The organism is Streptomyces sp. CB01201 (assembly GCF_002803085.1).
Lineage (GTDB): Bacteria > Actinomycetota > Actinomycetes > Streptomycetales > Streptomycetaceae > Streptomyces > Streptomyces hundungensis.
On the sequence record NZ_NNBJ01000001.1, the window covers coordinates 467464 to 490867 of the forward strand.

Annotated in this window: 17 protein-coding genes; 10 read left to right on the forward strand and 7 right to left on the reverse strand. The window is 72.8% G+C overall.

The window, feature by feature from the left end; all coding sequences use genetic code 11:
* Window positions 1-11: 11 nt before the first annotated feature.
* Window positions 12-1145, reverse strand: a complete 1134-nt coding sequence (locus CG740_RS02145; protein ID WP_100573129.1) for a glutamate--cysteine ligase — start codon at window positions 1143-1145, stop codon at window positions 12-14.
* Window positions 1146-1473: 328 nt separating this feature from the next.
* Between CG740_RS02145 and CG740_RS02150 the strand changes: the two genes are divergently transcribed.
* The 8 genes from CG740_RS02150 to CG740_RS02185 all read left to right on the forward strand — a co-directional run bounded on the left by CG740_RS02150 (window position 1474) and on the right by CG740_RS02185 (window position 15892).
* Complete coding sequence (locus tag CG740_RS02150) at window positions 1474-1923, forward strand: DUF6299 family protein (protein ID WP_199846292.1); 450 nt, start codon at window positions 1474-1476, stop codon at window positions 1921-1923.
* 319 nt (window positions 1924-2242) lie between these two features.
* Window positions 2243-3556 carry an MFS transporter gene (locus tag CG740_RS02155; protein ID WP_100573622.1) on the forward strand — a complete coding sequence of 438 codons (1314 nt, stop codon included), beginning with the start codon at window positions 2243-2245 and terminating at the stop codon, window positions 3554-3556.
* Window positions 3557-3648: 92 nt separating this feature from the next.
* On the forward strand, window positions 3649-5004 hold the full coding sequence (locus CG740_RS02160) for a non-ribosomal peptide synthetase (RefSeq protein ID WP_100573130.1): 1356 nt from the start codon (window positions 3649-3651) through the stop codon (window positions 5002-5004).
* 156 nt (window positions 5005-5160) lie between these two features.
* Window positions 5161-8349 carry a non-ribosomal peptide synthetase gene (locus CG740_RS02165; RefSeq protein WP_100573131.1) on the forward strand — a complete coding sequence of 1063 codons (3189 nt, stop codon included), beginning with the start codon at window positions 5161-5163 and terminating at the stop codon, window positions 8347-8349.
* Window positions 8349-10247, forward strand: coding sequence for a non-ribosomal peptide synthetase (locus CG740_RS02170; RefSeq protein WP_100573132.1), 1899 nt, complete (start codon window positions 8349-8351; stop codon window positions 10245-10247). Before CG740_RS02165 ends, CG740_RS02170 begins: the two co-directional genes overlap by 1 nt.
* 52 nt (window positions 10248-10299) lie before the next feature.
* On the forward strand, window positions 10300-12096 hold the full coding sequence (locus CG740_RS02175; protein ID WP_234375999.1) for a non-ribosomal peptide synthetase: 1797 nt from the start codon (window positions 10300-10302) through the stop codon (window positions 12094-12096).
* On the forward strand, window positions 12083-14956 hold the full coding sequence (locus tag CG740_RS02180) for a condensation domain-containing protein (RefSeq protein WP_100573134.1): 2874 nt from the start codon (window positions 12083-12085) through the stop codon (window positions 14954-14956). The genes CG740_RS02175 and CG740_RS02180 overlap by 14 nt, the downstream gene beginning before the upstream one ends.
* Before the next feature lie 456 nt (window positions 14957-15412).
* Window positions 15413-15892, forward strand: coding sequence for a hypothetical protein (locus CG740_RS02185; protein ID WP_234376000.1), 480 nt, complete (start codon window positions 15413-15415; stop codon window positions 15890-15892).
* Window positions 15893-15981: 89 nt separating this feature from the next.
* On the opposite strand, the gene CG740_RS02190 is transcribed toward CG740_RS02185, so the two are convergent.
* The 5 genes from CG740_RS02190 to CG740_RS02210 all read right to left on the reverse strand — a co-directional run bounded on the left by CG740_RS02190 (window position 15982) and on the right by CG740_RS02210 (window position 20937).
* The gene (locus CG740_RS02190) at window positions 15982-17388 is read right to left on the reverse strand and encodes a lipase maturation factor family protein (protein ID WP_100573136.1); all 1407 of its coding nucleotides are present in this window, start codon (window positions 17386-17388) and stop codon (window positions 15982-15984) included.
* 239 nt (window positions 17389-17627) lie between these two features.
* Window positions 17628-18203 (reverse strand): TerD family protein, encoded by a 576-nt coding sequence (locus CG740_RS02195; protein WP_100573137.1) that lies wholly within the window; start codon window positions 18201-18203, stop codon window positions 17628-17630.
* Between the two features lie 128 nt (window positions 18204-18331).
* On the reverse strand, window positions 18332-19336 hold the full coding sequence (locus CG740_RS02200) for a trypsin-like serine peptidase (protein ID WP_100573138.1): 1005 nt from the start codon (window positions 19334-19336) through the stop codon (window positions 18332-18334).
* Between the two features lie 111 nt (window positions 19337-19447).
* Window positions 19448-20248, reverse strand: a complete 801-nt coding sequence (locus CG740_RS02205; protein ID WP_100573139.1) for a polyphosphate polymerase domain-containing protein — start codon at window positions 20246-20248, stop codon at window positions 19448-19450.
* The gene (locus CG740_RS02210) at window positions 20245-20937 is read right to left on the reverse strand and encodes a DUF4956 domain-containing protein (protein WP_100573140.1); all 693 of its coding nucleotides are present in this window, start codon (window positions 20935-20937) and stop codon (window positions 20245-20247) included. The genes CG740_RS02205 and CG740_RS02210 overlap by 4 nt, the downstream gene beginning before the upstream one ends.
* Before the next feature lie 308 nt (window positions 20938-21245).
* Here CG740_RS02210 and bla point away from each other — a divergent pair, with 308 nt between their 5' ends.
* The gene (gene bla, locus CG740_RS02215) at window positions 21246-22253 is read left to right on the forward strand and encodes a class A beta-lactamase (protein ID WP_100573141.1); all 1008 of its coding nucleotides are present in this window, start codon (window positions 21246-21248) and stop codon (window positions 22251-22253) included.
* Between the two features lie 47 nt (window positions 22254-22300).
* Here bla and CG740_RS02220 read toward each other — a convergent pair whose 3' ends face one another.
* Window positions 22301-22876: a uridine kinase family protein gene (locus tag CG740_RS02220; RefSeq protein WP_100573142.1), complete on the reverse strand. Its 576-nt coding sequence runs from the start codon at window positions 22874-22876 to the stop codon at window positions 22301-22303.
* A gap of 149 nt (window positions 22877-23025) precedes the next feature.
* Here CG740_RS02220 and CG740_RS02225 point away from each other — a divergent pair, with 149 nt between their 5' ends.
* Window positions 23026-23355, forward strand: coding sequence for a LuxR family transcriptional regulator (locus CG740_RS02225; RefSeq protein WP_100573143.1), 330 nt, complete (start codon window positions 23026-23028; stop codon window positions 23353-23355).
* Window positions 23356-23404: the final 49 nt, after the last annotated feature.

Sequence of the window (23404 nt, forward strand, 5' to 3'; positions counted from 1 at the left end):
GCCGCGCGGTGTCACTCCGGTGTCGTGCACCTGAGTTCGCGCTCGCCCAGGGTGCGGCGCACACATGCCGCGACCACACCACTGAGGCTCCCGGTGTGGGCGAGCAGGGCGCGCTGTATCAGGGCGCCGTTGCCGTGGGCGAGGAGCCCCGCGGTCGTCCTGCGCGCCCAACCCAGGTCCCCGGCGTCTTCGAGGGCCTCTTGTACGTGGTCGAGCAGGGCCCGCAGGACGGTGGGCGCGGGGGCCGGGCGCATGGTCAGGGGGTGTAACAGATCACCCTCCAGACCCGAGCGCGCGGCCCGCCAGGCGGCCAGGCGCAACAGCTGCACCCCGTGTCCCACCGGCGGTAGTCCCGCCCGCCAGTCGCGGGCCGCGGTCTCGACCAACGCGCGCCCCAGGCATGCCAGGAGCACCGTGGTGGTGGACTCCAGACACACATCGGCGACGCGGATCTCCACCGTGGGGTAGCGGTGCGAGAGCCGGGCATCGAAATAGATCATGCCCCGGTCGTGTACCACGCCGCTCGTCACCATGTCGTCGACCTGTGAGTGATAGCGCTCGGCCGAGCCGAACAGCCCGGTGGGTCCGGACATGGGCCATCGCCCCCACACCCGGCTGCGGTAACTGCTGTAGAGGGTGTCGTTCCCCTGCCAGTACGGCGAGTTCCCGCTCAGCGCGGTCAGGACGGGCAGCCACGGCTGGATCCGGTCCACGACGGCCACACCTTCGTCGTCCGATGCGACCGACACATGCACATGGCAACCGCAGGTGAGCTGTTCCTGGGTGGTCAGGCCGAACTGTGCCTCCATCCACTGGTACCGCCGGCTCACGTTCACGGCGGGCCGGGCGGGCAGCGGAGAGGTCGCGAGCGCGGCCACCGCCGCCCCGGCCTCCGCCGCGTGACGGGCCGCCTCACGGCGCCAGCGCATGATCTCCACGCCGAGTTCCTCCCGGTCCGTCTGGGGCCGGGTGCCGAACTCCAGCTGCTGGGACTGGAGTTCACCTTGGAAGGTCTCCTTGGGTGCGCCCCCTCCGGCGGCGGCACACTTGGCAAGGCGGGCCAGTACCTCCGAGGACAGGGCACGGGGATACCCGGTGCCCGGGTCGACCAGGAGCAGTTCCTCTTCCACGCCTACGGTGCGCAAAATGACGCTCCCATCCTGTCCGGGCGCCCGACGGGCGGCACGGGGAAACGGCCGGAGGCACCAGCATGCCTGGCCCACGCCATCCGTAGTTCCCCGTGCGGGGCCCTCTTTCGGTCACACCGCGCACGGCCCGGCAACGCCCGCCCCAGCAGGCGCATCGGCATCCGTCCCGTCCCTCGGGCATCAGCCGCGGCGGCCGTCGGACACGCCGCCGACCGGGGTGAATCCCCGGCGGGCGGGCGCGCCCACGGTATTCCTTGGGCCAGCGCGGGCGGGTGAACGGGCCGCCCACGCGCCCCACACACGTCACGATGTAGGAGATCTGCCGATGCGCGTACCTCTTGTCGCCGCCGGGGCCGTCGCCGCCGCCGGAGCCCTTCTCGCAGTCGTCGCGGGCCCGGCCGCCGCGAGCTCCGGGTCCGTGGCCGCCGACCCGACGGGAACCGTCTCCCGGGACGGCACCATCACTCTGTCCGGCACCTACCGGTGTACCGCGCCGACGAGCCGGGGCCCGGTGCTCGTGGCCAGCTCGGTGGGGATCGGCTCGGCCGACAGCGGCAGCGTGCGGTACGGGCTCAACGGCGTCGCCGCGCAGTGCGACGGCGCCGAGCACACCTGGGTCAACCGGGGCCGGGCCGGCTCCGGCCCCGCCCCGGCGGCCGGGCCCGTCGACGTCCAGGCCACACTCGTGCAGCTGGTCATGCGCGGCGGTCTTCCGCTGCCCTCCGTCATCGCCGCCGACCGGCACCAGGTGGACCTGCGTCCCGCGGCGGAATGAGGACTCCGGCTCCGCCCCCGGACCTCGCCCCCGAACCCCGACGGCCGGGCGGCCTCAAGGTTGCCTCCGCAAGTGTGGGGACGGTGAGTTTCGGACATACCTTCCCCCATCGGGGCGGGAGGCGTGGCGTCCCCTGCGCAGGCTCGGTCCCCAATGGTGAAAGTCCTGTGTCGACAGGCGCCAACACCTGTAATTCATATGGCGGTTGCCGTGATCTGGCCGTTGATTCTCTTGATCCACTGCCAGAATGACATAAGAAACGACCGAAAGTGTCCTGTTTGTTTTGACTCCTGATCGGCCTGCGGTGAAGGTCTCGTGCATGTCCCCTTCGCCCCAGGCCGCTTCCGGCGGTCTGCTCCGTATGCGCGATTTCCGCCTTCTGCTCGCCGGAGCCGCGGCCGGGCAGGCCGGCGCCCAGGTCACGCTGGTGGCGCTGCCCCTGGTGGCCGTGCTCGAACTCAAGGCACCCGCCTTCCAAGTGGGACTGCTCACCGCGGCGGAGACCGCCGCGTTCCTGCTCATCGGACTCCCGGCCGGGGCCTGGGTCGACCGGATGCGCAAACTGTCACTGATGATCCGCGCCGACGTCGTGCGCTCGCTGGCCATGGCCAGCATCCCGCTCGCCGCGATCGCGGACGTCCTGACGATGGTTCAGCTGTACGCCGTCGCGCTGGTGGTGGGCGTCGCCACCGTCTTCTTCGACGTGGCCCACCAGAGCTATCTGCCCCAACTGCTGCCCCGGGAACACCTGGTGGCCGGGAACGGGGCGCTGGAGACGGTGCGGTCCTCGGCACAGGTGGCCGGCCCCGGGCTCGGCGGCGGACTCGTCCAGCTCGTCGGCGCACATCTGGCCATCGTGGCCGACGCCATCGGCTACGCGATATCCGCCGTGTTCCTCCTCGCCATCCGCCGACCCGAGAGCAAGCCCGAACCGGTCCCCGGCGCCTCCCTGCGCAAGGACGTCGGCGAAGGCCTGCGCTTCGTGCTCGGCCACCCGCTGCTGCGCGTCATCGCGGGCACCACCGGCCTCGGCAACTTCTTCACCGCCATGCTCATGGCTACCCAGACCGTCTTCCTGGTCCGGGTCCTGGACCTGCCGCCCGCCGCGGTCGGCGCGATGCTCTCCGCCTCGGCCGTGGGCGGACTCGCCGGCGCGCTCTGCGCCGGGCGCCTGGCCGGGCGCTTCGGCCAGGCCCGCGTCATCTGGCTCTCCGCCCTCGTCACCGGGCCGTTCGCGCTGCTGTGGCCACTGTCCGCAGCGGGCGCCGCAGCCGCGCTGTTCGCCGTCGCCTCCGGTGTCGTCTTCTTCGGCGCCGTCGTCTACAACGTCGCCCAGGTGAGCTTCCGTCAGACCCTGTGCCCACCACGTCTGTTGGGGCGCATGAACGCAACCCTGCGCTTCCTCATGTGGGGCACCCTGCCGCTCGGCGCACTCGCCGGCGGCGCCGTCGCCGACGCCTACGGTGCCCGCGCCGCACTGTGGATCTGCGCCATCGGCTTCCTCGTCGTACCCGTGCCGCTGCTGCTCTCCCCGCTGCGCCGCATGCGCGAACTCCCCGACCCCGTCCACCCCGAGGACGACGAGCCGCGGCCCGTGGCCCCCGATCACGACGAGAACGTCCCCGTCGCCTGACCCGCGAAGCCGCAGCACCCGCTCAACCCCGCACCGCCGCACGGACGTTCACCCCCCCCACGTCGAGAGTTTCCGACCCGAGAGAGGATCACGTGCTCCCCAGCATCACGGGCCAGTATCTGGCCCGCTACCAGCGCCTCGGCGACGCGGGTGACCCGGCCGCCGCGCTGCTGCCCGTCACCGGGGCCCAGCGGCGCTTCCTGCTCGTACGCGCCCTCGACCCCGCGGGCCGGGCGGACATCGTCCCCATGTTCTTCGCGTTCCCGCGCGGCACCGTCGACCCGGCCCGGCTGCGTGCCGCCGCCGGGCACCTCGCGGCCCGCCACCCCGTCCTGCGCTCCCAGCCGTGCGTCGTACGCGGCACGCCGGTGCTGCGGCCCCAGCCGGCCGAGGTGCCCCTGGAGCACGTGGCCCGCGCACCCGGCGAGAGCGCCGAGGACGCGCTGCGCCGCACCCTCGCGGACTGGGCCGCACAGGGCCCGCCGCTGCGCCTGTTCCTCGCCGCCGGCGGCGCCGAGGGCGCCGCTCACCAAGGCGCCCGCGACGCCTCGCGCAACGCCCCGCACGATGCCACGCGCGCTGACGAGGAACTGCTCGCCGTCGTCCTCGACCACACCGCCTGCGACGGCCAGTCGCTCGCCCGCATCGTCGAGGAACTCGGCGCCGCCTACCGTGACCGCCTGGGCCCCGACGACCTGTCGCCCGCCGAGGCGGCCGCCGAACTGGCCGCCTACCGCGACGCCGTCCTGCGCCAGCTCGACGCCGAGGACCGTGCGGCCTCGCCCCGTGCCCTCGCATACTGGGGAGATCGGCTGCGTACGGCACACGAACAGGCACCACTGCCGCGCAAGCGCTCCATATCCGACGAACTGCCCAGCGGCGCAGCCGAGTCGAGGATTCCATCACCCGTCGGCGGCGTCCCCTTCCCGGCACTGCTCGACGCCTGCCGGGCGGCGGCCGGGGCCCTGTTCGGCACCGGTCCCGTGTCGCCCATCGGCTACCCGTGGGGCGGCCGGCCCGCCGGAGCGGAGCCGGTGCTCGGCTGCTTCCTCAACACCGTGGTCTTCCCCGCCGACACCGGCGCGGCAACGGCCCCGGAGATCACCGCCACCGACTGGTGGGACGACCTCGACCGGGCCGACACCCCCTTCGACGAAGTGGTACGGGCCGCCCGTGCGGGCGGTTCCGCCTGGTCCGGCAGGCTCGACGGCCTGCTCACCGTGGACGATTCCCGCCACCGCACCCCGCTCGCGCTCGGCGCGACACCCGGCCGCGAGGTGCACATCGGCGGCCGTCAGGTCCGCGCCCCCTTCGCCGTCTCCGCGACCCAGGGTCCCGAACTCCACCTGCGCATGGTGTGGGACCGCATGGTCCTCGACGACGCCGCGGCCGAGGACGCCTTCGCGGCCCTGCGCGGAGCGCTCCCCGCCGAGGCCCCGGCCCACTAGCCCACCCGCGCCGCACGCGATCGCCCACGGACGGCCGCGTCCCCCGAACCCTCCGCATCCGTCCGTGCCGCGCGATCCGCGACCGGCCGGCGCCCCGCCGTGCGGTCGCACAACCGCGTTCCGCACCATCCGACCCGACAACCCAAGGGATCGCCCATGCTCCCCCTCTCCTCCTCGCAGGAGATCGTCTGGCTGCACGAACAAGTGCAGCCCGGCAGCCGCGCCTACAACTTCACCGCCTCGCTCGACCTGTGGGGCACCCTCGACGTCGACGCGCTGCGCAGCGGACTGACCGCCACGCTCGCCCGGCACACCGGGCTGCGGCTCGAACTCGTCGCCGTACCCGGCGCGATGCCGGGCCAGCGGGTGGCCGAGGTGTGCCTGCCGCGGCTGCGCACCGTGGACATCTCCTGGGAGGCCGACCCCGAGGCCGCCTTCGAGAAACTGCTGCGCGGCGAGGCGGAGACCCCGCTCGACACCTTCGAGGCGCCGCTGATCCGCTGGACCCTCGTCAAGCTCGCCGACGACCAGCACCGGCTCATCCACGTGGAACACCACCTGATCCACGACGGCCACTCCTTCGCGATCCTCCTGCGCGATGTCTTCAGCGTCTACCGGGCCCAAGTGCTGGGCGAGGAGATCGAGTTGGGCACCCCCAGCTCGTACGCCGACCATGTGCGCGCCCGCGCCGAGGACGTACGGTCCGAGGAGCTGAGCGCCAGCCTGGCGTACTGGACCGACACGCTGCGCGACGCCTCGTACGACATGCCGCTGCCCGGCCTGACCCGGCCCGGCGCCCGGCGCCGCCACCACGGCGGCCAGCTGCGCCAGTCGATCGGCGCCGACCTCGCGGAGCGGCTGCGCGCCCACACCCGCGAACGCGGACTGACCCCGTTCGCCACCCTGCTCGGCCTCTTCGCCGAGATGTTGCGCCGCCACAGCGGACGCAGCCAGATGGTGGTGGGCACCGCCGTGGGCAACCGGCCGCGCGGCTTCGAGGACGCCGTCGGTATGTTCGTCAACACCATTCCGCTCCGCCTCGACCTGGATGCCTCCGCGCCGGCGGAAGACGCCATGGACGAGGTTACCGACACTCTCATCCGCGCGCTCCCGCACCAGGAAGTGCCGGTGCAGGAATTGACCCGGTCGCTCGGGCTGCACACATCGGGCGCCGACAACCCGCTGTTCAGCGTCATGTTCAGCGCCCATGACGCACCGCTTCCCGAACTGGACGTGCCGGGCCTCGAAGTCACCCTGTTCGAGGGGTTCAACACCGGCACCACCCGCTTCGACCTGGATGTGGTGCTGCTCCCCGACGACCGGCGCGGGGTGAGCCTGCGGCACGGCACGGCGGGCATGACCCTCGTCTGGGACTATGACGCCGACCTGTTCGGCGAGCAGGTCGCGCGGCTCCTCGCCGACCGCTTCCTCGACCTGCTGCGCGCCTACCTCGACGCGCCCGCCACCGCCCTCGGCGACCTGGCGCTCCCCACCACCTTCCCGGAACCGGAGCCCGCGCCCGTCGTGCCGGCCGACCGCGACGCGCTCGACCCGGCCGCCGGCCAGGACCCGTCGCTGCCGGCCCTCCTCATCGGCGCCCGCCGGCTCACCTACGGCGACCTGGACGCCCGGGTCACCTCGCTCGCCACGCGGATGCGGGCCGCCGGTGTGACGGCCGGGCAGCCCATCGCCGCGGTGCTGCCGCGCGGAGTCGACTCCGTGGTGACCCTGCTGGCCTGTCTGCGCACCGGCGCGGTCTACTGCCCGCTGTCGCCGTCCGACCCCGCCGCCCGCCTGGAGCTGCTCCTGGAGCGGCTCGCCCCCGCGCTCGTCCTCACCACCGGGAACAGCCCGGTCCGCGTCCCCGAGGGCCTGCCGAGCGCCCACCTCGACGCACCCACGCTGCCGGCCGCACGCCCGGCGGACACCGTGCCGAACACGGCGTACATCATCCACACCTCCGGCTCGACCGGCATACCCAAGCCGGTGGCCGTCGGACGCGACGCCCTGGTCAACCACCTGACCGGCGCCGCCGAGCGGTTCGGACTCGGGGCCGGGGACCGGGTGCTCCTGTTCGCCCAGCCCTCCTTCGACGTGGCCCTCGAAGAGGTGCTGCCCTCGCTGTACGCGGGCGCCTGCCTCGTCGTACCCGAACAGGACGTGCCGACGGGCGGCGAACTCGCCCAGCTCCTCGCGTCCGCCCGGGTCACCGTGGCCAACCTGCCCACCAGCTACTTCCTCGCCACCCGCGACGACCTGCTGCCGGTCCTGAAGGAGGAGCGCTGGACGCCGCGCCTCGTCGTCCTGGGCGGCGAGCGCATCCCCGCGGACGTGCTGCGCGCCTTCTTCGCCGCCACCGAAACGGAAACCGGGACCCCGTTCTCGGTGCTCAACGTGTACGGAGTGACCGAGGCGGCCATCAGCTCCACCGTCCACGAGATCACCCGGGACAGCCTCGTCGAAGGCGCGGAGATTCCGCTCGGCGGCGAACTGCCCGGCGAGCGCGTCCACGTCCTGGACGCCGGCCTGCGCCCGCTGCCCACCGGCGCCGTCGGTGAACTCGCCATCGCGGGCGCCGGGTTGGCCGAAGGGTACGTCGGCAACCCCGAGGCCACCGCGGCCCGCTTCGTCACCGTCGAGGCGCTCGGCGGCGAGCGCGTCTACCTCACCGGCGACCTCGGCTACCGCGGCCAGGACGGCCTGCTGCGCTTCCTCGGCCGCCGCGACAACCAGATCAAGCTGCGCGGCTACCGCATCGAACTCGAAGAGGTCGAGGCCGCCGCCTCCGCGGCGCTCGGCGGCCGCTCCTGCGCCGTCGTGCTCGACAAGGACGCCGCCGGCGGGCCCCGTCTGGTCGCCTTCCGCGAGCGCGCCGACGAGGCCGCGGAGTGGGACGAGCAGGCCCTGCACACCGAGCTCGCCAACCGCCTCCCCACAGCCCTGGTGCCCGCCCGCTGGGTACTCCTGGACGCCATGCCCACGCTCGCCGGAGGCAAGCCCAACCGGGTGGCCCTCGCCCGCCTGGCCGCCGAACAGGCCCCGGCCGCCCCGATCGAGGAGGCGCCGCCCATGGCGGACCCCGCGCTCTCGCGGGACCCGGCCGTCGCGCTGCTCGCGGAGGGCTGGCGCGAGGTGCTCGGACACGACCGCTTCGAGGAGAGCTCGCACTTCTTCCACATCGGCGGACACTCCCTGCTCGCCGCGCAGTTGGCGGCCTGGCTTGAGCCCCGCCTGGGCGAGCGCCCCTCGCTGCGCCTGCTCTTCCAGCACCCGGTCCTCGCCGACCAGGCCCGCGCCCTCGGCGCGACCGCCACCCCCGCCCTCGCCACGCCGAAGGAGTCGTGATGACCCATCAATTGACGGACCGTCAGCCCACCGCCCCCGCCGACTCCGACGCCGGCCTGAGCATCCTGCGCGGCGCGCCCCTGTCCGGGCCGGCCGCCGCGGGTGTGCTCGCGCGCTACGAGGACTGGGTACGCAACACGCCGCAGGCCCCCGCGGTCATCGACGGCGAGCACCGCTGGAGCTACGCCGAGCTGGACGAGGCGGCGGACGCCGTCGCGAAGACGCTGGCCGGCCGGGTCCGGCCCGGCGACCTCGTCGGAGTCTGCCTGGACCGCTCGGCCGCCCTGGTGGTCACCGCCGTCGCCCTGGCCCGGATCGGCGCGGTCTACCTGCCGCTCGGCCCGCGCCCCGGAGAGCGCCGCATCAGCGCCGTCGCCGAGGACATCGGCGTCGTATGCCTCATAGCCGACCCGGACAACCTGACCGAGCATCAAGGCCGTTCCGAGCAGCTGGAGTTGCCGCTGCCCACCGACGGCGTCAACGCCTCCGCCGCTGTCGTGGCCGCCTTCGGTACGGTCGCACCGGGTGCTCGCACCGCCCCTCCCGAAGCCCTGTACGCCGTCCTCACCTCCGGATCCACCGGCCGCCCCAAGGCGGTCGCCGTCGGCGAGCCCGCGCTCGCCTCGCTCCTGGACTGGTACCGCGCGGAGACCGGGCTCGCCCCGGGCGACCGGCAGTCGCTGCTCATCGGTGTCGCCTTCGACCCCCACCTCCTTGAGCTGTGGGGCGGACTGACCTGTGGCGCGGCCCTCGTACCCGCCCCCGACGAGGTCCGCTGGGACCCGGCCGCGCTCACCGACTGGTGGCGGGACGCCGAGGTCACCGTCGGCGTCGCGGCCACCCCCATGGTCGAACCGCTCCTGGACCGGCCCTGGCCCCAGGACCTGAAACTCCGTCACCTCATGGTCGGCGGCGACCGGATGCGCCGGCGCCCCGGCCCCGATGTCACCGCCGCCGTGCACAACGCCTACGGCCCCGCCGAGGCGACCGTCGTCACCACCACCCACGCCATGCGTGCCACCGACCCCGACGTCACCGCCGACGCCGCACCGCCCATCGGCGTGCCGATCGCGGGTGCGACCGTCGCCGTCACCGACGAGGACGGCACCGTCCTCGCGCGCGGCGAGGACGGCGAACTGCGCATCGGCGGCGCCTGCTTGGCGTTCGGCTACCTCGACCCGGAGCTGACCGCCCGGCGCTTCACCGCTCCGCCGGCCCAACTGCCGGACCTGGACCGCATGTACCGCACCGGCGACCGGGTCCGGATGCTCGCGGACGGCCGCCTCGAATTCCTCGGCCGCCTCGACGACCAGGTCAAGATCAGCGGCGTGCGGATCGAACCGGCCGAGGTCGAGGCCGCGTTCGAGCAGCACGAGCACGTCCGCAGTGCCGTGGTCACCGCCCCCCGCGACACCGAGGGCCGCGCCCGGCTCGTCGCCCATGTGCTCGCCGCCCCGGGAGCCGCCCCCGCCGTCGACGAACTCCTCACCGCCGTACGGGCCTGGCTTCCCGAGCAGGCGGTGCCCTCGACCGTACGGCTCGTGGACGCCTTCCCGCTGGACGCCAACGGCAAGGTGGACCGGGCCGCCCTGCGCAAGCAGGCCGAGGAGCCGCCCGCCCCGGTGGCCGAGGCGGAGCTGCCCGAGGGCGCCGGCGCCGACGAACTCCTCGTCCTCGCCACCGTCCGTGACCTGCTCGGCCGCCCCGGGATCACCCTGGACGACAACTTCACCGACGCCGGAGGCACCTCCATCCTCGCGGCCCGGCTCCTCGAAGCCCTGGAGCGCGAAACCCAAGTACGCCTGCGAGCGCCGGAGTTGCTGCGCCAGCCCGACCTGCGCGCGATCGCGGCCGTCCTCGACAAGCGCCGCACCCTCGCGCGCACCCCGGGGACCTGACGTGACCGCCCCGCGGCCCCCCATCGACCCCGACGACCGGAAGGAAACGACCGTGACCGTGGCACAGACCGGCCTGCCCGCCCTGGTGGCGCGGCACGCCGAACACACCCCGGACGCCCTCGCCGTGGCGGACGGCGACACCACCCTCACGTACGCACAGCTGGTCTCGCGCGCCCGCCGTCTCGCCACCCACCTGCACGAGCAGGGCGTACGCACCGGAGACTCGGTGGCGCTCCTCATGCCCCGCTCGGCCGACACCGTCGTCGCCCAGCTCGCCGTGTGGTGGGCCGGCGCCGCCGTCGTGCCGCTCGACCCGGCGCACCCCGCCCCCCGCACCGCCGCCATGCTCGAAGACTCCGGTGCCACGCTCACCGTCGGCGACAGCAAGCTCCTGGAGGCCGCCGCCCCGGCCGGAACCGTCCTCGCCCTGCCCGGCGACGAGCGGCTGCCCGACCGGGAGGCACCCGGCGAAGGGCCCGGCCCCGACGCCGTCGCGTTCGTCATGTTCACCTCCGGCTCCACCGGCCGCCCCAAGGGCGTCGCGATCCCGCACGGGGCCATCGCCGAACTCGTCACCGCCCCGGACTACGTCACCGTCACCGCACGCGACCGGGTCCTGCTGCACTCCCCGGCGACGTTCGACGGCTCCACCTTCGAGGTGTGGTCGGCCCTCGCCAACGGCGCCGCCGTCGTGGTCTGCACCACCGAGCGTCCCTCCTTCGAGGATCTCGCCAAGGACGTGGAGCGGCACGGCGTCACCGTCGCGTTCTTCACCACCGCCCTCTTCCACCAGCTCGCGGCCCGCCGCTCGCGCCTCTTCTCCGTCCTGCGCACCGTGGTCGTCGGCGGCGAGGCGATGGCCGCCCAGCACGCCCGCGCCGTGCTGCGCGCCTTCCCCTGGGTCGAGCTCGTCAACGGCTACGGCCCGACCGAGACCACCACCTTCGCCACCGCCCACCGCGTCACCGACGCCGACTGCGACGGGCCCGTACCCATCGGCCGCCCGGTGGCCGGCGCCACCGCCCACATCCTCGGCGCGGCGGACCTGCCCGTCGACGACGGCGCACGCGGCGAACTCTGGATCGGCGGCAGCCGCCTTGCCCACGGATACACCAAGCGGCCCGAGTTGACCGCCGAGCGCTTCGTCGACCACCCCGCACTCGGCCGCCTCTACCGCACCGGTGACCTCGTCTCGGCCCGCCCCGACGGCATCCTCGACTACCACGGGCGTACCGACGACCAGGTCAAGGTGCGCGGCTTCCGCATCGAACCCGGCGAGATCGAGCACGCGCTGCGCGAACAGCCGGAGGTGGACGACGCGGCCGTCACCGTACGCCGCCCCACCCCCGACGACGCCCGCCTCGCCGCCTTCGTGGTGGCCGGCCCCGGACCGGTGCCGCACTCGGAGGCACTCCTCGCCCGCCTCACCGCCCTCCTGCCCGCACACCTGGTCCCGGACGAGCTGACCTTCGTCGAACGGCTGCCGCTCACCACCTCCGGCAAGGTCGACCGCAGGTCCCTCGGCGATCTCGCCACCGCCGTCGACACCATCGGCGCCGCCCAACCGCTCACCCCGCTCCAGCAGGCCGTCGCCGAAGTGTGGGCACGTTCGCTCGGCTGCGAAGTGACCCGGCCCGACGCCGACTTCCTCGAACTCGGCGGACACTCCCTGCTCGCCCTCGTCGTGGCCGAGGACCTGCGCGAGGACCTCGGCGTGGAACTGTCGCTCGCCGACTTCTTCACCGCCCCCACGGTCGCCGGCCACGCCGACCTGGTCGAGCGCGCCCTGCTCGCCGCCCACACCGATCTGCACCCCGACGCGCCCGAGGACACCGATGGCCGCCACTGACACCCCCGCCGACCTCCAACAGGAGCTGCTGCGCCGGGCCCGAGCCCGCGCCGCCGCACGTCCGGCCACACCGGCGCCGGCCCGGGAACGTGCCACCGGACCCGCCCCGCTCACCCATGCCCAGCGCCGCATGTGGCTGATGGAACGGCTCGGCCAGAGCAGCGCCCAGTACAGCGTGCCCTTCGCGACCCGGCTCACCGGGCCCTTCGATCCGGACGCCCTGAGCACGGCACTCACCGAGCTGGTGCGCCGCCACGAGATCCTGCGCACCCGCTACGGCCGCGACGGCGACGAGCCCTACCAGGAGCCGCTGCCCGCCCCCGCAGCCATCGCGGTCCCCGTGGTCGACGCCCCGGACGACGGCGCCCGGCTCCTGACCGAGGAGGCCCGCCGCCCCTTCGACCTCGCCGAGGGCACCGTCCCGCGCGCCCTCGTGCTGCGCCACGGCCCGCGGGACCACACCGTATTGCTGACGTTCCATCACATAGCGATCGACGGCGGCTCGTTGGAGACCGTCGCCGAAGAGCTCGCGGCCCTGTACGCGGCGGCTGTGGACGGTCGCCCGCCCGCACTGCCCGAGCCGCCGCAGTACGCGGACTTCGCACGCCGCGAGCACACCGACGCGGCACGTCTGGAAGACGGCCTCGCCCACTGGATGCGGAGTCTCGACGGCGCCACCGCGCCGCGCCTGCCCCGGCCGGCCGTACTCCCCGCCGATGTGTCCGAACACCCGGCCGCGACCCGCACCGCCGCGCTCGGCGAGAACGTACTGCCCGCCCTGCGCGAACTCGGCCGGCAGCGCCGGGCCACGGTGTTCACCGTGGGCCTGGCCGCCGCGTTCGCCGCGCTGCACCGCCTCACCGGTGAGGCGGACCTCGTCATCGGCTGCGCCGCCACCCACCGCGAAGGCCCGGCGATGCGCGGCCTGGTGGGCCTGTGCGTCAACACCCTCCCGGTACGCGTCGACCTGTCGGGCGATCCCGGCTTCGCCACCGTCGTCGAGCGCGTGCGCGACGCGCTGCTCGCGGCCCAGCAGCACCGGGAGGTGCCGTTCGACCTGATCCTGGAGCGGCTCGGCTCGGCGGCCCGGGGCGACGACGGCACCGGGCTCGTCCGGGTCACCTCGGACGTCATGGGCGAGCCAACCGCCTTGCCACTGCCGGGACTTGAGGCGCGAGCGGTCGAAGTGACCGTGGGAGAGGCCAAGTTCGACCTGACCTTCGGCCTGTTCGACACCGATGCCCCGGCGAGCCTGGTCCAGTACGGCCGGGCCGCGCTGGACGAGGAGACGGGCCGGGCCCTCGCCGAATCCTTCGCCGAACTGCTCACCGCCGTGGCGGCCGACCCCGAACTCCCGCTGTCCGCCCTGCCGGGCAACCCGGCCGAGCCGGTGACCGACGGAAGGCACCCCGCCGAGGTGCGACTGCTGGCCCACCCCGAGGTGGCCGAGGCCCACGTGCCGGACCCGGCGGGCGGCCCCCTGCTCGCCTACGCCGTACTGCGGCGCACCGGAGGACCCTCGCCCGTCCAGCTCCGCACCCATCTGCGGGGCGTCCTCGGGCGCGAACTCGTACCCGCAGCAGTCACCTTGCTGGATGCCATGCCGCGCACGGCGGACGGATCCGTGGACGCCGCGAAGCTGCCCTCGGCCCCGATCCCTGCGGCGCCCAGGAGCCCACACCTGGACGCGGTGACGGAGGCGCTCACGGGCCTGCTCGGCCAACGGCCGGGCCCGGAAGAGGACTTCTTCGCGCTCGGTGGCCACTCGCTGGCCGCCGTCCAGCTCGCCGAGCGTCTGCGGTCGGCGCTGACACTGCCCCTGGTCGGCCTCGACATCATGCAGACCCGCACGCCGAGGGCCATCGCGGAACTGCTCGACGCGCGCGCGGCGGAACGGGCCTCGGCGGTCGCGGCGTCCGCGACGGCATCGGCCGCCGCCTCCGCGCGACCGCGCCGGGTGCGCGAGGGCACGGTCCTGGTGACCGGCGGCACGGGGGGCGTCGGTGCGTTCGTGCTGCGCGAACTGGCCGCCCAGGGACGGCCGGTGCTCGCGCTGGCCCGGCCCGAGTCCGCGCATCTGGTCGGCGGGGAAGGCGTCGAGGTGATCGAGGGCGATCTCACCGACCTGGACGGGCTGCGCGCCGCCGTCGAAGGCGCGGACGCCGTGATCCACGCCGCGTGCACCTTCACCCGCCCCGAAGTGGACGTGGCCGCGATGGAGGCCATGGTCGCGGCCTGGCGCGGGGGCCCCTTCGTCTTCGTGAGCAGCGTGGACGCCTATGGCCGGCCCCAGGCCGCCCAGGTGGCCGAGGAGTCCTCCGCGCAGGCGCCGCTGAGCTCGTACGGCCAGGCCAAGCTGGACTGCGAGCGGCTCCTGCTGAGCGCCGCGGGCACCGGGGGGCGGGGCGGCGCGAGCGCCGTGCGCTCACCCATCGTGTGGGGCGCGCACGACCGGCTCCGCGACCAACTACGCTGGGGCGCCACGGGGTTGCTGTACCAGGCGGCCCTCGCCGGCCACCCCATCGGCCTGCCGGCCGCCGGTGCGGGGGGACACGACTGGTACGGGGCGCCCTGGGTGCACGCGGCGGCTCTGGCCCGTGCGGTGGTCTCCTGCCTGGACGCACCCGTGCACGGCGTTGCCAACGCGGTGAGCGGGCACGTGGCCTGGTCCGACCTGACCGCCGAACTGGTGACGCTGCTCGGCAGTGGCAGCACCGTCACGTTCGAGGACGAGGTGCACCGCGACCTCGACCACCGCTGGCACTACCGCGCGGACCGGCTCGCACGGGCTCTGCGCCCGGCGCCGGGGGAGGACCTGCACTCGGTACTGGCCGCGATGATCGAGCCGATGAGTCGGTGAGCCGATGCAGGGGGGTGCGTCGCGAGGGCTGAGTCGGAAGGGCTGAGTCGAAGGCCCGAGTCGGAAGGGGTGACTGCGAAGAGCTGAGTGCGAAGGGGTGAGTGCGAAGCGGCATGCATGAAGGGATAGGCGTGAAAGGAGTGAGCGCGAGGGTGTGAACCGCATCGCATGGGGTCCGGCCACGTGTGCGCTGCGTACAGTGGTCGGCCGACCATGGGTCGGGCGCACACCCCCGTGCCGCCGGTCCCGCTCGATTCACCAGGAGTTGCCGTGTTCCGCCCGCAGTCCCGACCGACCGCCCCTGCTTCCCGTCCCACTCCCACCCGTGCCGTCGCACGGCCGACGGCACGACGGGCCGTCGGCGCCAGTGCTGCCGTGGTGCTGCTCGCCCTACAGATCGGGGTCGGTTCTGCGGCTCAGGCGAGAACACCCGGGACGGCGAAGGATGTTCAGACCATGGCGGCCGGGGCCGGAGCGGGGGCCGAGGGTGTCGCACACCGGGGCGACACCCCGCTCGAAGCGAGCGTCTCCGAGGGACAGGTGAAGGAGGTCGCGCCGGGCGGAGTACTCACCTACCCGAGCGTGACCAGCTGCCTCACCATCACGGTCCGCCTGAGCGGCGGTGGCCTGGTGGGCGCACACGCCAGCCTCTTCCAGGTGCCCGGCGAACTGCGCTCCGACGAGATACTGCCCGCCCTCAAGGCCGGGGTGGGCGGCCGGCAGGTGAGTGCCATCGAGGTCAAGGGCGCGGTCGGTGCCTGGCATCCGAGCTACTTCACCAAGGCGATCGAGAGCTACGGCGACACGGATCCGGTGCCGGTCCCCACCGGCCAGGACAGCGCAGGCATCGCCCGGGCGGTGGCCGACGGCCTCGGTCTGCCGCGCCCCCTCGTGACCGTCCAGGACGTACCCGACGGCGACCAGACCGTCCACTGACCCACCCCGGCCCCCCCCCGGCCGTCCCCGGCCCCGGCCGTCCCCGGCCCCGGCCGTTCCCGGCCACCGTGCCGACCCCGTGGAACGGGTCAGCGCAGGGTGGTCGGGGGCAGGAATGCGCGGGGTGCCTCGCGGTGCCACCACGCTCCGGTCCTGCGCAGCTCCTGCCACGTCGTGAAGCGATAGCGCCACACCCGGGCACGGATGAACACCGGCGGCGTCTCGGGAAAGGGATTGTGCCGCAACAGGCGCACCGTATCGGGGTCGTTGACCAGAAGGCGCTCCACGAATGCGCCGAACCACGAGGAGCCGTACGACGGCGAGAGCGCCAGGAACCAGAGCAGCCAGTCGAGCCGCAGGTGGTACGGGGCGAACTGGCGCGGCAGCCGTCGTACATCGCCCGGCTTCCCATGGAATTCGTACTCCCGCCAGATGGTCCGGTCCGTCACCGCCTCGTCCGCCGTCCCCTCGATGACGACCTCGTGCCGGATGCGTGTGATGCTCCCGAAGGCCCCGTAAGAATTGACCAGATGGAGCGGCTCGTACGTCGTGTTCATCCGCTGCCGGTGCGAAAGGAGATTGCGGGCGGGGCGATAACTGAGCGCAAGGACGAGGCCGGCCACCACTGCGGCGACGATCTCGTACCAGAGGGGCGGGCGGGGAAGGGAGGGCGTGGCCGCGACGGGGGAGCCGTCGAGGGCGGAGGCGGCGAGGACGATGGTCAGCCAGTTCAGCCAGGCGAAGTTCCCGGACAGGACCAGCCACAGCTGAGTGCAGATGATCACGCAGGCGGCGATGCTCGCCACCGGCTGCGGAGTGAACAGGGCCACGGGTACGACGAGTTGGACGAAGTGGTTGGCCGCCACCTCCACCCGGTGCAGGGGCTTCGGCAGATGGTGGAAGAACCAGCTGAGCGGGCCGGGCATCGGCTGGGTCTCGTGGTGGTAGTACAGGCACGTCAGATCGCGCCAGCACGGATCGCCGCGCAGCTTGATGAGCCCGGCGCCGAACTCCACCCGGAACAACACCCACCGCAGCAGCCACATCAGGATCACGGGTGGGGCGATGTCGTCGTTCCCCAGGAAGACGGCGAGGAAGCCGGCCTCCAGAAGCAGCGACTCCCAGCCGAAGCCGTACCAGGTCTGGCCGACGTTGACGATGGACACATACAGCGCCCACAGCACCGCCCAGCACGCCATCGCCGCCGCCAGCGGCACGGCATCGGCCGCCCCGGCCGCCACGGCTCCCGCCAGCGCCGCGCCCGACCAGGCACACAGGGCGAACAGGCGGTCCGAGTAACGGAGTTGGAACAGGCTGGGCGCACTGCGAAACGGTACGCGCCGCACGAAGGCGGGCACGGGAAGCATCCCGCGCTCCCCGATGAGTGCCCGGAACTGCACGGCCGCCGTGAGGAACGCCACCAGGTAGACGGCGGCGAGGGAGCGTTGGAAGACGAGCCGGCCGAACCAGTACGCCGACGACGAGAACCACTGCACGACGGGGCGCCTCCAGGCCGGGGAGCGGAACGGCGGGAATGCCCGCGCCCTCTTCGTAGCGGGGATCCGGGAGCCGGTCGAGTCGGCCTACTGTCCCTTCACCCGCTCGCGCCACAACCGTGATCATCGGAAGAGGCCCGGTGGCACGTCATGTCACGCCGACGACGTCCCGCCGGGCCGTGCGGAGGCGCCGACGCGCCCGCCCCCACTGGAGCGGCCCCGCAAGCGAGTCGACCGCGTCAGACGTTGACTCCGTAGTCGGAGGCGATACCGGCGAGCCCGGAGGCGTAACCCTGGCCGACCGCGCGGAACTTCCACTCCGCGCCGTGCCGGTAGAGCTCTCCGAAGACCATCGCCGTCTCCGTCGAGGCGTCCTCGCTCAGGTCGTAGCGGGCCAGCTCGATGCCGCCCGCCTGGTTGATCACACGGATGTAGGCGTTGCGCACCTGGCCGAAGTTCTGGCCGCGCGCCTGGGCGTCGTGGATGGAGACCGGGAACACGATCTTCGCGACGGGGGCGGGGACAGCCGAGAGGTCGATGTTGATGGTCTCGTCGTCGCCCTCGCCCTCACCGGTGAGGTTGTCGCCGGTGTGCTGCACCGAGCCGTCCGGGCTGGTCAGGTTGTTGTAGAAGACGAAGTGGCTGTCGGAGAGCACCTTGCCGCTCTCGTCGCAGAGCAGCGCGCTGGCGTCGAGGTCGTGGTCCGTGCCGGTGGTCGTCCGCACGTCCCAGCCCAAGCCCACCGTGACGGCCGCGAGGCCGGGGGCTTCCTTGCTCAGCGAGACATTGCCGCCCTTGCCGAGACTCACGCCCATGTTGTTCCTCCGTGGTTGTGCCGGTTCCGTCGTCCGGTTAGAACGTCCGGAACACGGCTACGGTTCCACGATTGCGCAATTCCTGAAGTAACGGCCTGTTGCCGGAGGTGCGGGGCGGGACGCGTCGGTCAGGAGGCGGGGCCGGCCGGAGGCGCGCCGGTGGTGGCGGCCTTGTAGAGGGCCTGGGCAGCGGATCCGAAGTACGCGCTGTACGAGACCTGCGGCGTGTTGCCACCGGTGTGGTAGCCGCCGATGACGCCGATCACGCCCCAGCCGCCCGGCCGTGCCACCAGCATGGGCCCACCGCTCGTGCCACCCACGAACCCGGCACAGGCGATGCGCTCGAAGGTCCCCGGGTCGGCCGGGTCGTCGCTGAGCCACTTGGTGGTCTTGCTCAGGCACTCCAGCGGCTTCTGCGCGCCACCGGGGTAGCCGATCATCCGCACGGGGGCGTGGGCGTACCCCGAGCCGGTGACCAGCTGGACCCCGCCGACCGCGTCCTCCAGCCGCTGTCCGTCCTGGTTCGCCTCGGTGACCGCGAACCCGAAGTCGTAGGCGGCACCCGCGTGTTCACCCTTGTCGTAGTACTCCTGCGAGACATACACCCCGTTGTCCTGGACGGGGAAGACACCGAACGGAGTCAGCCCGTCGTGATACTGCGGCACGAAGGCGAGATGGCGCTTGGGGGAGTTCCCGGAATACCCCTTCAGGCAGTGCCCGGCGCTGAGTACCAGGTTGCGGCCGGGACCGCGCACCACGGAACCGCTGCACGTACGCCCCGTACCGGAGTCGTCCGTCCAGAAGAAGGTGCCGGCCTGGGGAATGCCGTCGAAGCTCTTGCTCGGCGGGATGACCTCGCCGGGGCGTGGGCCGTCCACGGTCGGCTCTGTGGTGCGGGGCCCCGTGGATTCGTCCTGACCTGTGGCGCCGGGCCCTGTGTCGCCCGGACCCGTGTCACCGGGCTGTGCGGCCGTCATACGGGCCGCGGTCCAGAAGGCGCCCAGCGCGGCGGCGTCCGGGCCGGGCGCCGACGGGGCGCCCGCCGCGAACGCCGCGGGAGTCAGGCCGGCGGACAGCAGCACCGCGGCCGCGAGTGCGGCGCCGTGTCGGATGTTCCTGGTCCTGCGCACCATCAATTCCTCTCCGCCCGGACATATGTGACGGCCCACCATACGGCGGCTCCAGCGGTGTGCAGTAGAGCGCGAAGTCGCCCGGCGCGGCGCCGGGCGACTTCGCGCGATCGGTCAGTGCGCCACCGCACCGAAGGCCCGATGTGCGGCCCGGCGCCACCGGTTGGCGGGCAGCGCGGGGCGCAGCACGGCGAGCGCCCCGCAGTACTTGGTGAACACCGCGGGCCGCACCCGATGGGCGTGCAGCAGCCGGTCCGCCTCCGTGAGGTGCTCGGCGGACTTCGTCTCGACGAGTACGAGACCGGCGTCGGCGCGCACCACACGCCCGCCGGCCAGATCGACACACACCAGCCCCGCGTCACAGGTGACGCGCTGGCCGTCCGCCACGAACGTGGCCCGGAGGTAGTCGGTGGACAGGGAGGGCCCGAGCGCGTCCGGCGCGTCGATCGCGTACGCGCGGCGCAGCGTGTCGGCGAGGAACACGCGCTGCGCGGGCCCCAGCGGGGTGTCCGCGCCGGTGAGGGCGAGGCGGTGTTTGACGGTGTCACCCCGGGCACCCTTGAGCTTGATCTCGAACTGCCGCTCCCCGCTGTCCTCGTAGACCCGCTCGCGGACCTTGAACCGCAGGCGCCTGCCCTGCCGGTGGTCGTGGAAGGAGCGCAGTGCGGGGGTGTCGTAGTACACCGAGTGGTAGCGGAAGGCGCGGATCCCGCCGATGGCCAGCGCACGGAAGGGGCCGCTCGGCCGCCCGGAATCCGTGAGCGAGCCGACCACGTGGAGGAAGGCGGATACGGGTACGAGGTAGCTGCGGTCGAAGCGGGTGAGCAGCGAGGAGCGCTCGTTGAGCTCGGCCAGCGAGATCGGGTCCGCGCCCCACGCGGCCTCCTTGACGGCCCGCACGGCCTCGGCGCTCATGCGGTGTCCAGGGCGGGCGCCGCCGGGCGCGGCACATCGACGTGCCCTGTAGCTACCGACGTGGACGCGGGCGGGGACGCGGGTGTGGGCGTGCGGATGTGTGGATGAGTGGGTGCGGGCGCGGAGGTCCCGACCGGTTCGCGGTAGCGGACGTCGACGACCATCAGATCGCGTACGAAGTCGATCTCCATGACCGTCCAGTGCAGCGGCTCGCCGAGGCGCCGTGCGAGGTCGGCCCGCAGCGCGGTGGGGTTGGTGTGCACGGCGTCCAGGGTGATGACCGCGCGGCGGGCGCGGGCGAAGAGACGCGGGTGGTCGGCGGCGTACACGACCAGGAGCAGAACGATGCTGAGTGCCGCCGCCAGGGCGAACCGGAGATGGGGTAGCCCGCAGATGAGGCCGAGCACCAAGGTGGTGAAGTAGTACGCGACCTCCTGGTGTTGCACGGCGTCGGAGCGCAGCCGGATGATCGACAGGACCCCGAACAGACCGAAGCCGAGCGCCATGCCGCCACGGCCACCCACCTCGGCGAGTGCCGCGACGATGGTGAACAGGGCCACGTTCAGGGCGAGATAGGCCGGCACGAGGTCGCGGCGCCGGTGCCTCGGGTAGTAGATGGCGAACGTGAGCAGGCAGATGGCGGTGAGGTCGAGCCCCAGATGGGCGGCGAGATGACGTAACGAGTCCATGGCTCCGCTCCCGGTATGCGTACGCGTGCGTAGGTGTGCGTACGGGAAGAGACCCCAGACTCTAGGAGGCCGCCGGGTGAACCCTCACCAACTTGTCAGTGAATCCAACGGATCATTGATGTATTCGAGTGGTCATTGGCCAATTCGGTTGTGGAGATGACGAGTTCGGCCCTCTTGCGAGACACGTTCGCGATCGGTTCCGATGTGGTCCGCGCCCCCTCTCATCAGGTGCCATAGGCACCTCGCTATGGCCACGTTCCCGGGACGCCTCTTGGACGCCCAGGGGGCAGGCCTGTTCTGCTGGGGACATGCGAGACAACACGACACGCCTTGCCGCCCTGCACCGCTCTCCCGCGAAGTGGCCCGCCGCGCTGCTCGCCCTCGCGGTGCTCACCACAGGGACGGCCTCCACCGCAGAGGCCGCCGAAGCCCGGAACCGCACCACCGTGAGTGCCACGAACGCTCAGGTGCCGCGCCATGTGGGCGACACACATGATGCGGCCACTACACATGATGTGGCCGACACATTGCGGCAGCTGGAAGCGAGTCACGACGTACGGATCGGCGCGTACGCCCTGGACACCGGGACCGGACGGACCGTCAGCTACCGGGGCAACGAGAGCTTCCCCTCACTGTCCACCTTCAAGGCGATGGCGTGTGCGGCCGTGCTCGACAGGGCTCGGTACATCGAGCCGGGGCTCCTCGGCAAGGTCGTGCACTGGAAGGCGAGCGACGAGGTCGCCAACTCGCCGGTCACCAAGGGGCAGGGCGACAAGGGGATGACCGTCGCGGAGCTGTGCCGGGCGGCCATCACCCGGAGCGACAACACGGCGGGCAACATGGTGCTCCACCAGATCGGTGGTCCCCAGGGCATGACCCGCTACTACCGCTCCCTCGGGGACCCGGTCTCGCGCCTGGATCGCTGGGAGCCCGAGCTGAACGACTGGCGGCCGGGGGAGCGGCGCGACACCACGGCCCCTGCTGCCATGGGGCGTGACCTCGCCAGGACCTCCCTGGGGTGCGGCCTGGTGCCGGCCGACCGGGACACGCTGAACACCTGGCTGCGGGGGACGGTCACGGGGGACGAGCGGATCCGGGCGGGGCTGCCCAAGGACTGGACCGTCGGTGACAAGACCGGTACCACCGATGCGTACGGCTCCGCCAATGACATCGCCGTGGCGTGGCCGAAGTCCGGCCACCCCGTGATCATCGCGATCTACACCAACCATGCGGCTGCCGAGGCGCCTGCGGACAACGCGGTGATCGCGAGCACCGCGTCGGCGCTCGTGCACGGCCTCGGGGTCCCGACCTCCTGACTGGCGGACGAAGGAGGGTTGGCGCCCCGCTGTCGTCATCGACCGGTCTATTCCAACTGGGACCAACTGGGTTTCGCCAGGCCCTGGTTGGTGACGGCCTCCCACACCTGGCGGGCCAGAATGTGGGGCGCCAACATCCCATCGACGACCAGGTCACACGAATGACGTGCCGGCTCGACATGTCGGTAGTGCGCCTCGCGGCGGTGCTCCACGTAGTTTCGCAGAAGCACCTCAAGCGGAAAGTTTTCGCTCAGGCACTTGCGCCGGATCTTGCGGGCCAGGCGCAGGTCGGCCGGCAGATCGACGAACACGTCGAAGCGGAGGTGCGGCGCCCGTGGGGCTATGTGGTGCGCGAACATGCCGTCGACGATGACGAACTCCGCGGCCTCCAGGGCGGCGTCGGTGTCCTGGGTGAGGCGGTCGGTGTCCAGCGAACGCGGGTCGCCGGCGTCCAGACGCGGGACGCCCGCTTCGTCGGGGGTCCATACACCGCGCTCGGGAGTGCGGAAGTAATAGTCGTCGCCGTGCAGGACCTTTACGGGCGTGCGGGGCGCGTCGGCGGCCAGGGCCGTGGCCAGGGTCGTCTTGCCGGCGCCCGCGCCGCCGGTCAAGGTGAGCAGCATCCGGTCCTCCCCGATCCAGTGCGAGGGTCGATGATCGCACGCCTTCCGGCGCGTCCCGGCGTGCCGCCCGGCCGGGGGTCTGCGAGGGTCGGCCTGGAACCCGTGACGCTGGGGCCCCGGCACCCTCCGCCCAAGGAAGTGAGCAAGGCATGGAGAAGTTCTCCCTGGAAGCGATCGCCCGCGCTCAGCTGAAGGCCGCCCGGGACGCCGGGGCCGGACGCAGCGCGTCCACCGTGATCGGCGGGCACGAGCGCGTGCTGCGCCAGACGGTCATGGCACTGACCGAGGGCAGCACTCTCGGCGAGCACGGCCACGGGGGCGAGGCCACGCTGCTGGTGTGGACGGGCCGGATCCGCCTCGTCGCCGGAGCGGACACGTGGGAGGGCCGTAACGGGGACCTGCTGGCGGTCCCGGCCACGCCCCACACCGTGGAGGCCCTGGAGGACTCGGCGTTCCTGCTGACCGTGGCAATGGCCTGACGGGCTGATGGCGTGACGGGCTGATGGCGTGACGGGCTGATGGCGTGAC

Bases quoted from the DNA above. Each gene is read 5' to 3' on its own strand.
- CG740_RS02150 (WP_199846292.1), top strand. From the start codon at position 1,474: ATGCGCGTACCTCTTGTCGCCGCCGGGGCCGTCGCCGCCGCCGGAGCC.
- CG740_RS02155 (WP_100573622.1), top strand. From the start codon at position 2,243: ATGTCCCCTTCGCCCCAGGCCGCTTCCGGCGGTCTGCTCCGTATGCGC.
- bla (WP_100573141.1), top strand. From the start codon at position 21,246: ATGCGAGACAACACGACACGCCTTGCCGCCCTGCACCGCTCTCCCGCG.
- CG740_RS02185 (WP_234376000.1), top strand. From the start codon at position 15,413: ATGGCGGCCGGGGCCGGAGCGGGGGCCGAGGGTGTCGCACACCGGGGC.
- CG740_RS02165 (WP_100573131.1), top strand. From the start codon at position 5,161: ATGCTCCCCCTCTCCTCCTCGCAGGAGATCGTCTGGCTGCACGAACAA.
- CG740_RS02180 (WP_100573134.1), top strand. From the start codon at position 12,083: ATGGCCGCCACTGACACCCCCGCCGACCTCCAACAGGAGCTGCTGCGC.
- CG740_RS02210 (WP_100573140.1), bottom strand. From the start codon at position 20,937: ATGGACTCGTTACGTCATCTCGCCGCCCATCTGGGGCTCGACCTCACC.
- CG740_RS02220 (WP_100573142.1), bottom strand. From the start codon at position 22,876: ATGCTGCTCACCTTGACCGGCGGCGCGGGCGCCGGCAAGACGACCCTG.
- CG740_RS02205 (WP_100573139.1), bottom strand. From the start codon at position 20,248: ATGAGCGCCGAGGCCGTGCGGGCCGTCAAGGAGGCCGCGTGGGGCGCG.
- CG740_RS02225 (WP_100573143.1), top strand. From the start codon at position 23,026: ATGGAGAAGTTCTCCCTGGAAGCGATCGCCCGCGCTCAGCTGAAGGCC.
- CG740_RS02195 (WP_100573137.1), bottom strand. From the start codon at position 18,203: ATGGGCGTGAGTCTCGGCAAGGGCGGCAATGTCTCGCTGAGCAAGGAA.
- CG740_RS02200 (WP_100573138.1), bottom strand. From the start codon at position 19,336: ATGGTGCGCAGGACCAGGAACATCCGACACGGCGCCGCACTCGCGGCC.
- CG740_RS02170 (WP_100573132.1), top strand. From the start codon at position 8,349: ATGACCCATCAATTGACGGACCGTCAGCCCACCGCCCCCGCCGACTCC.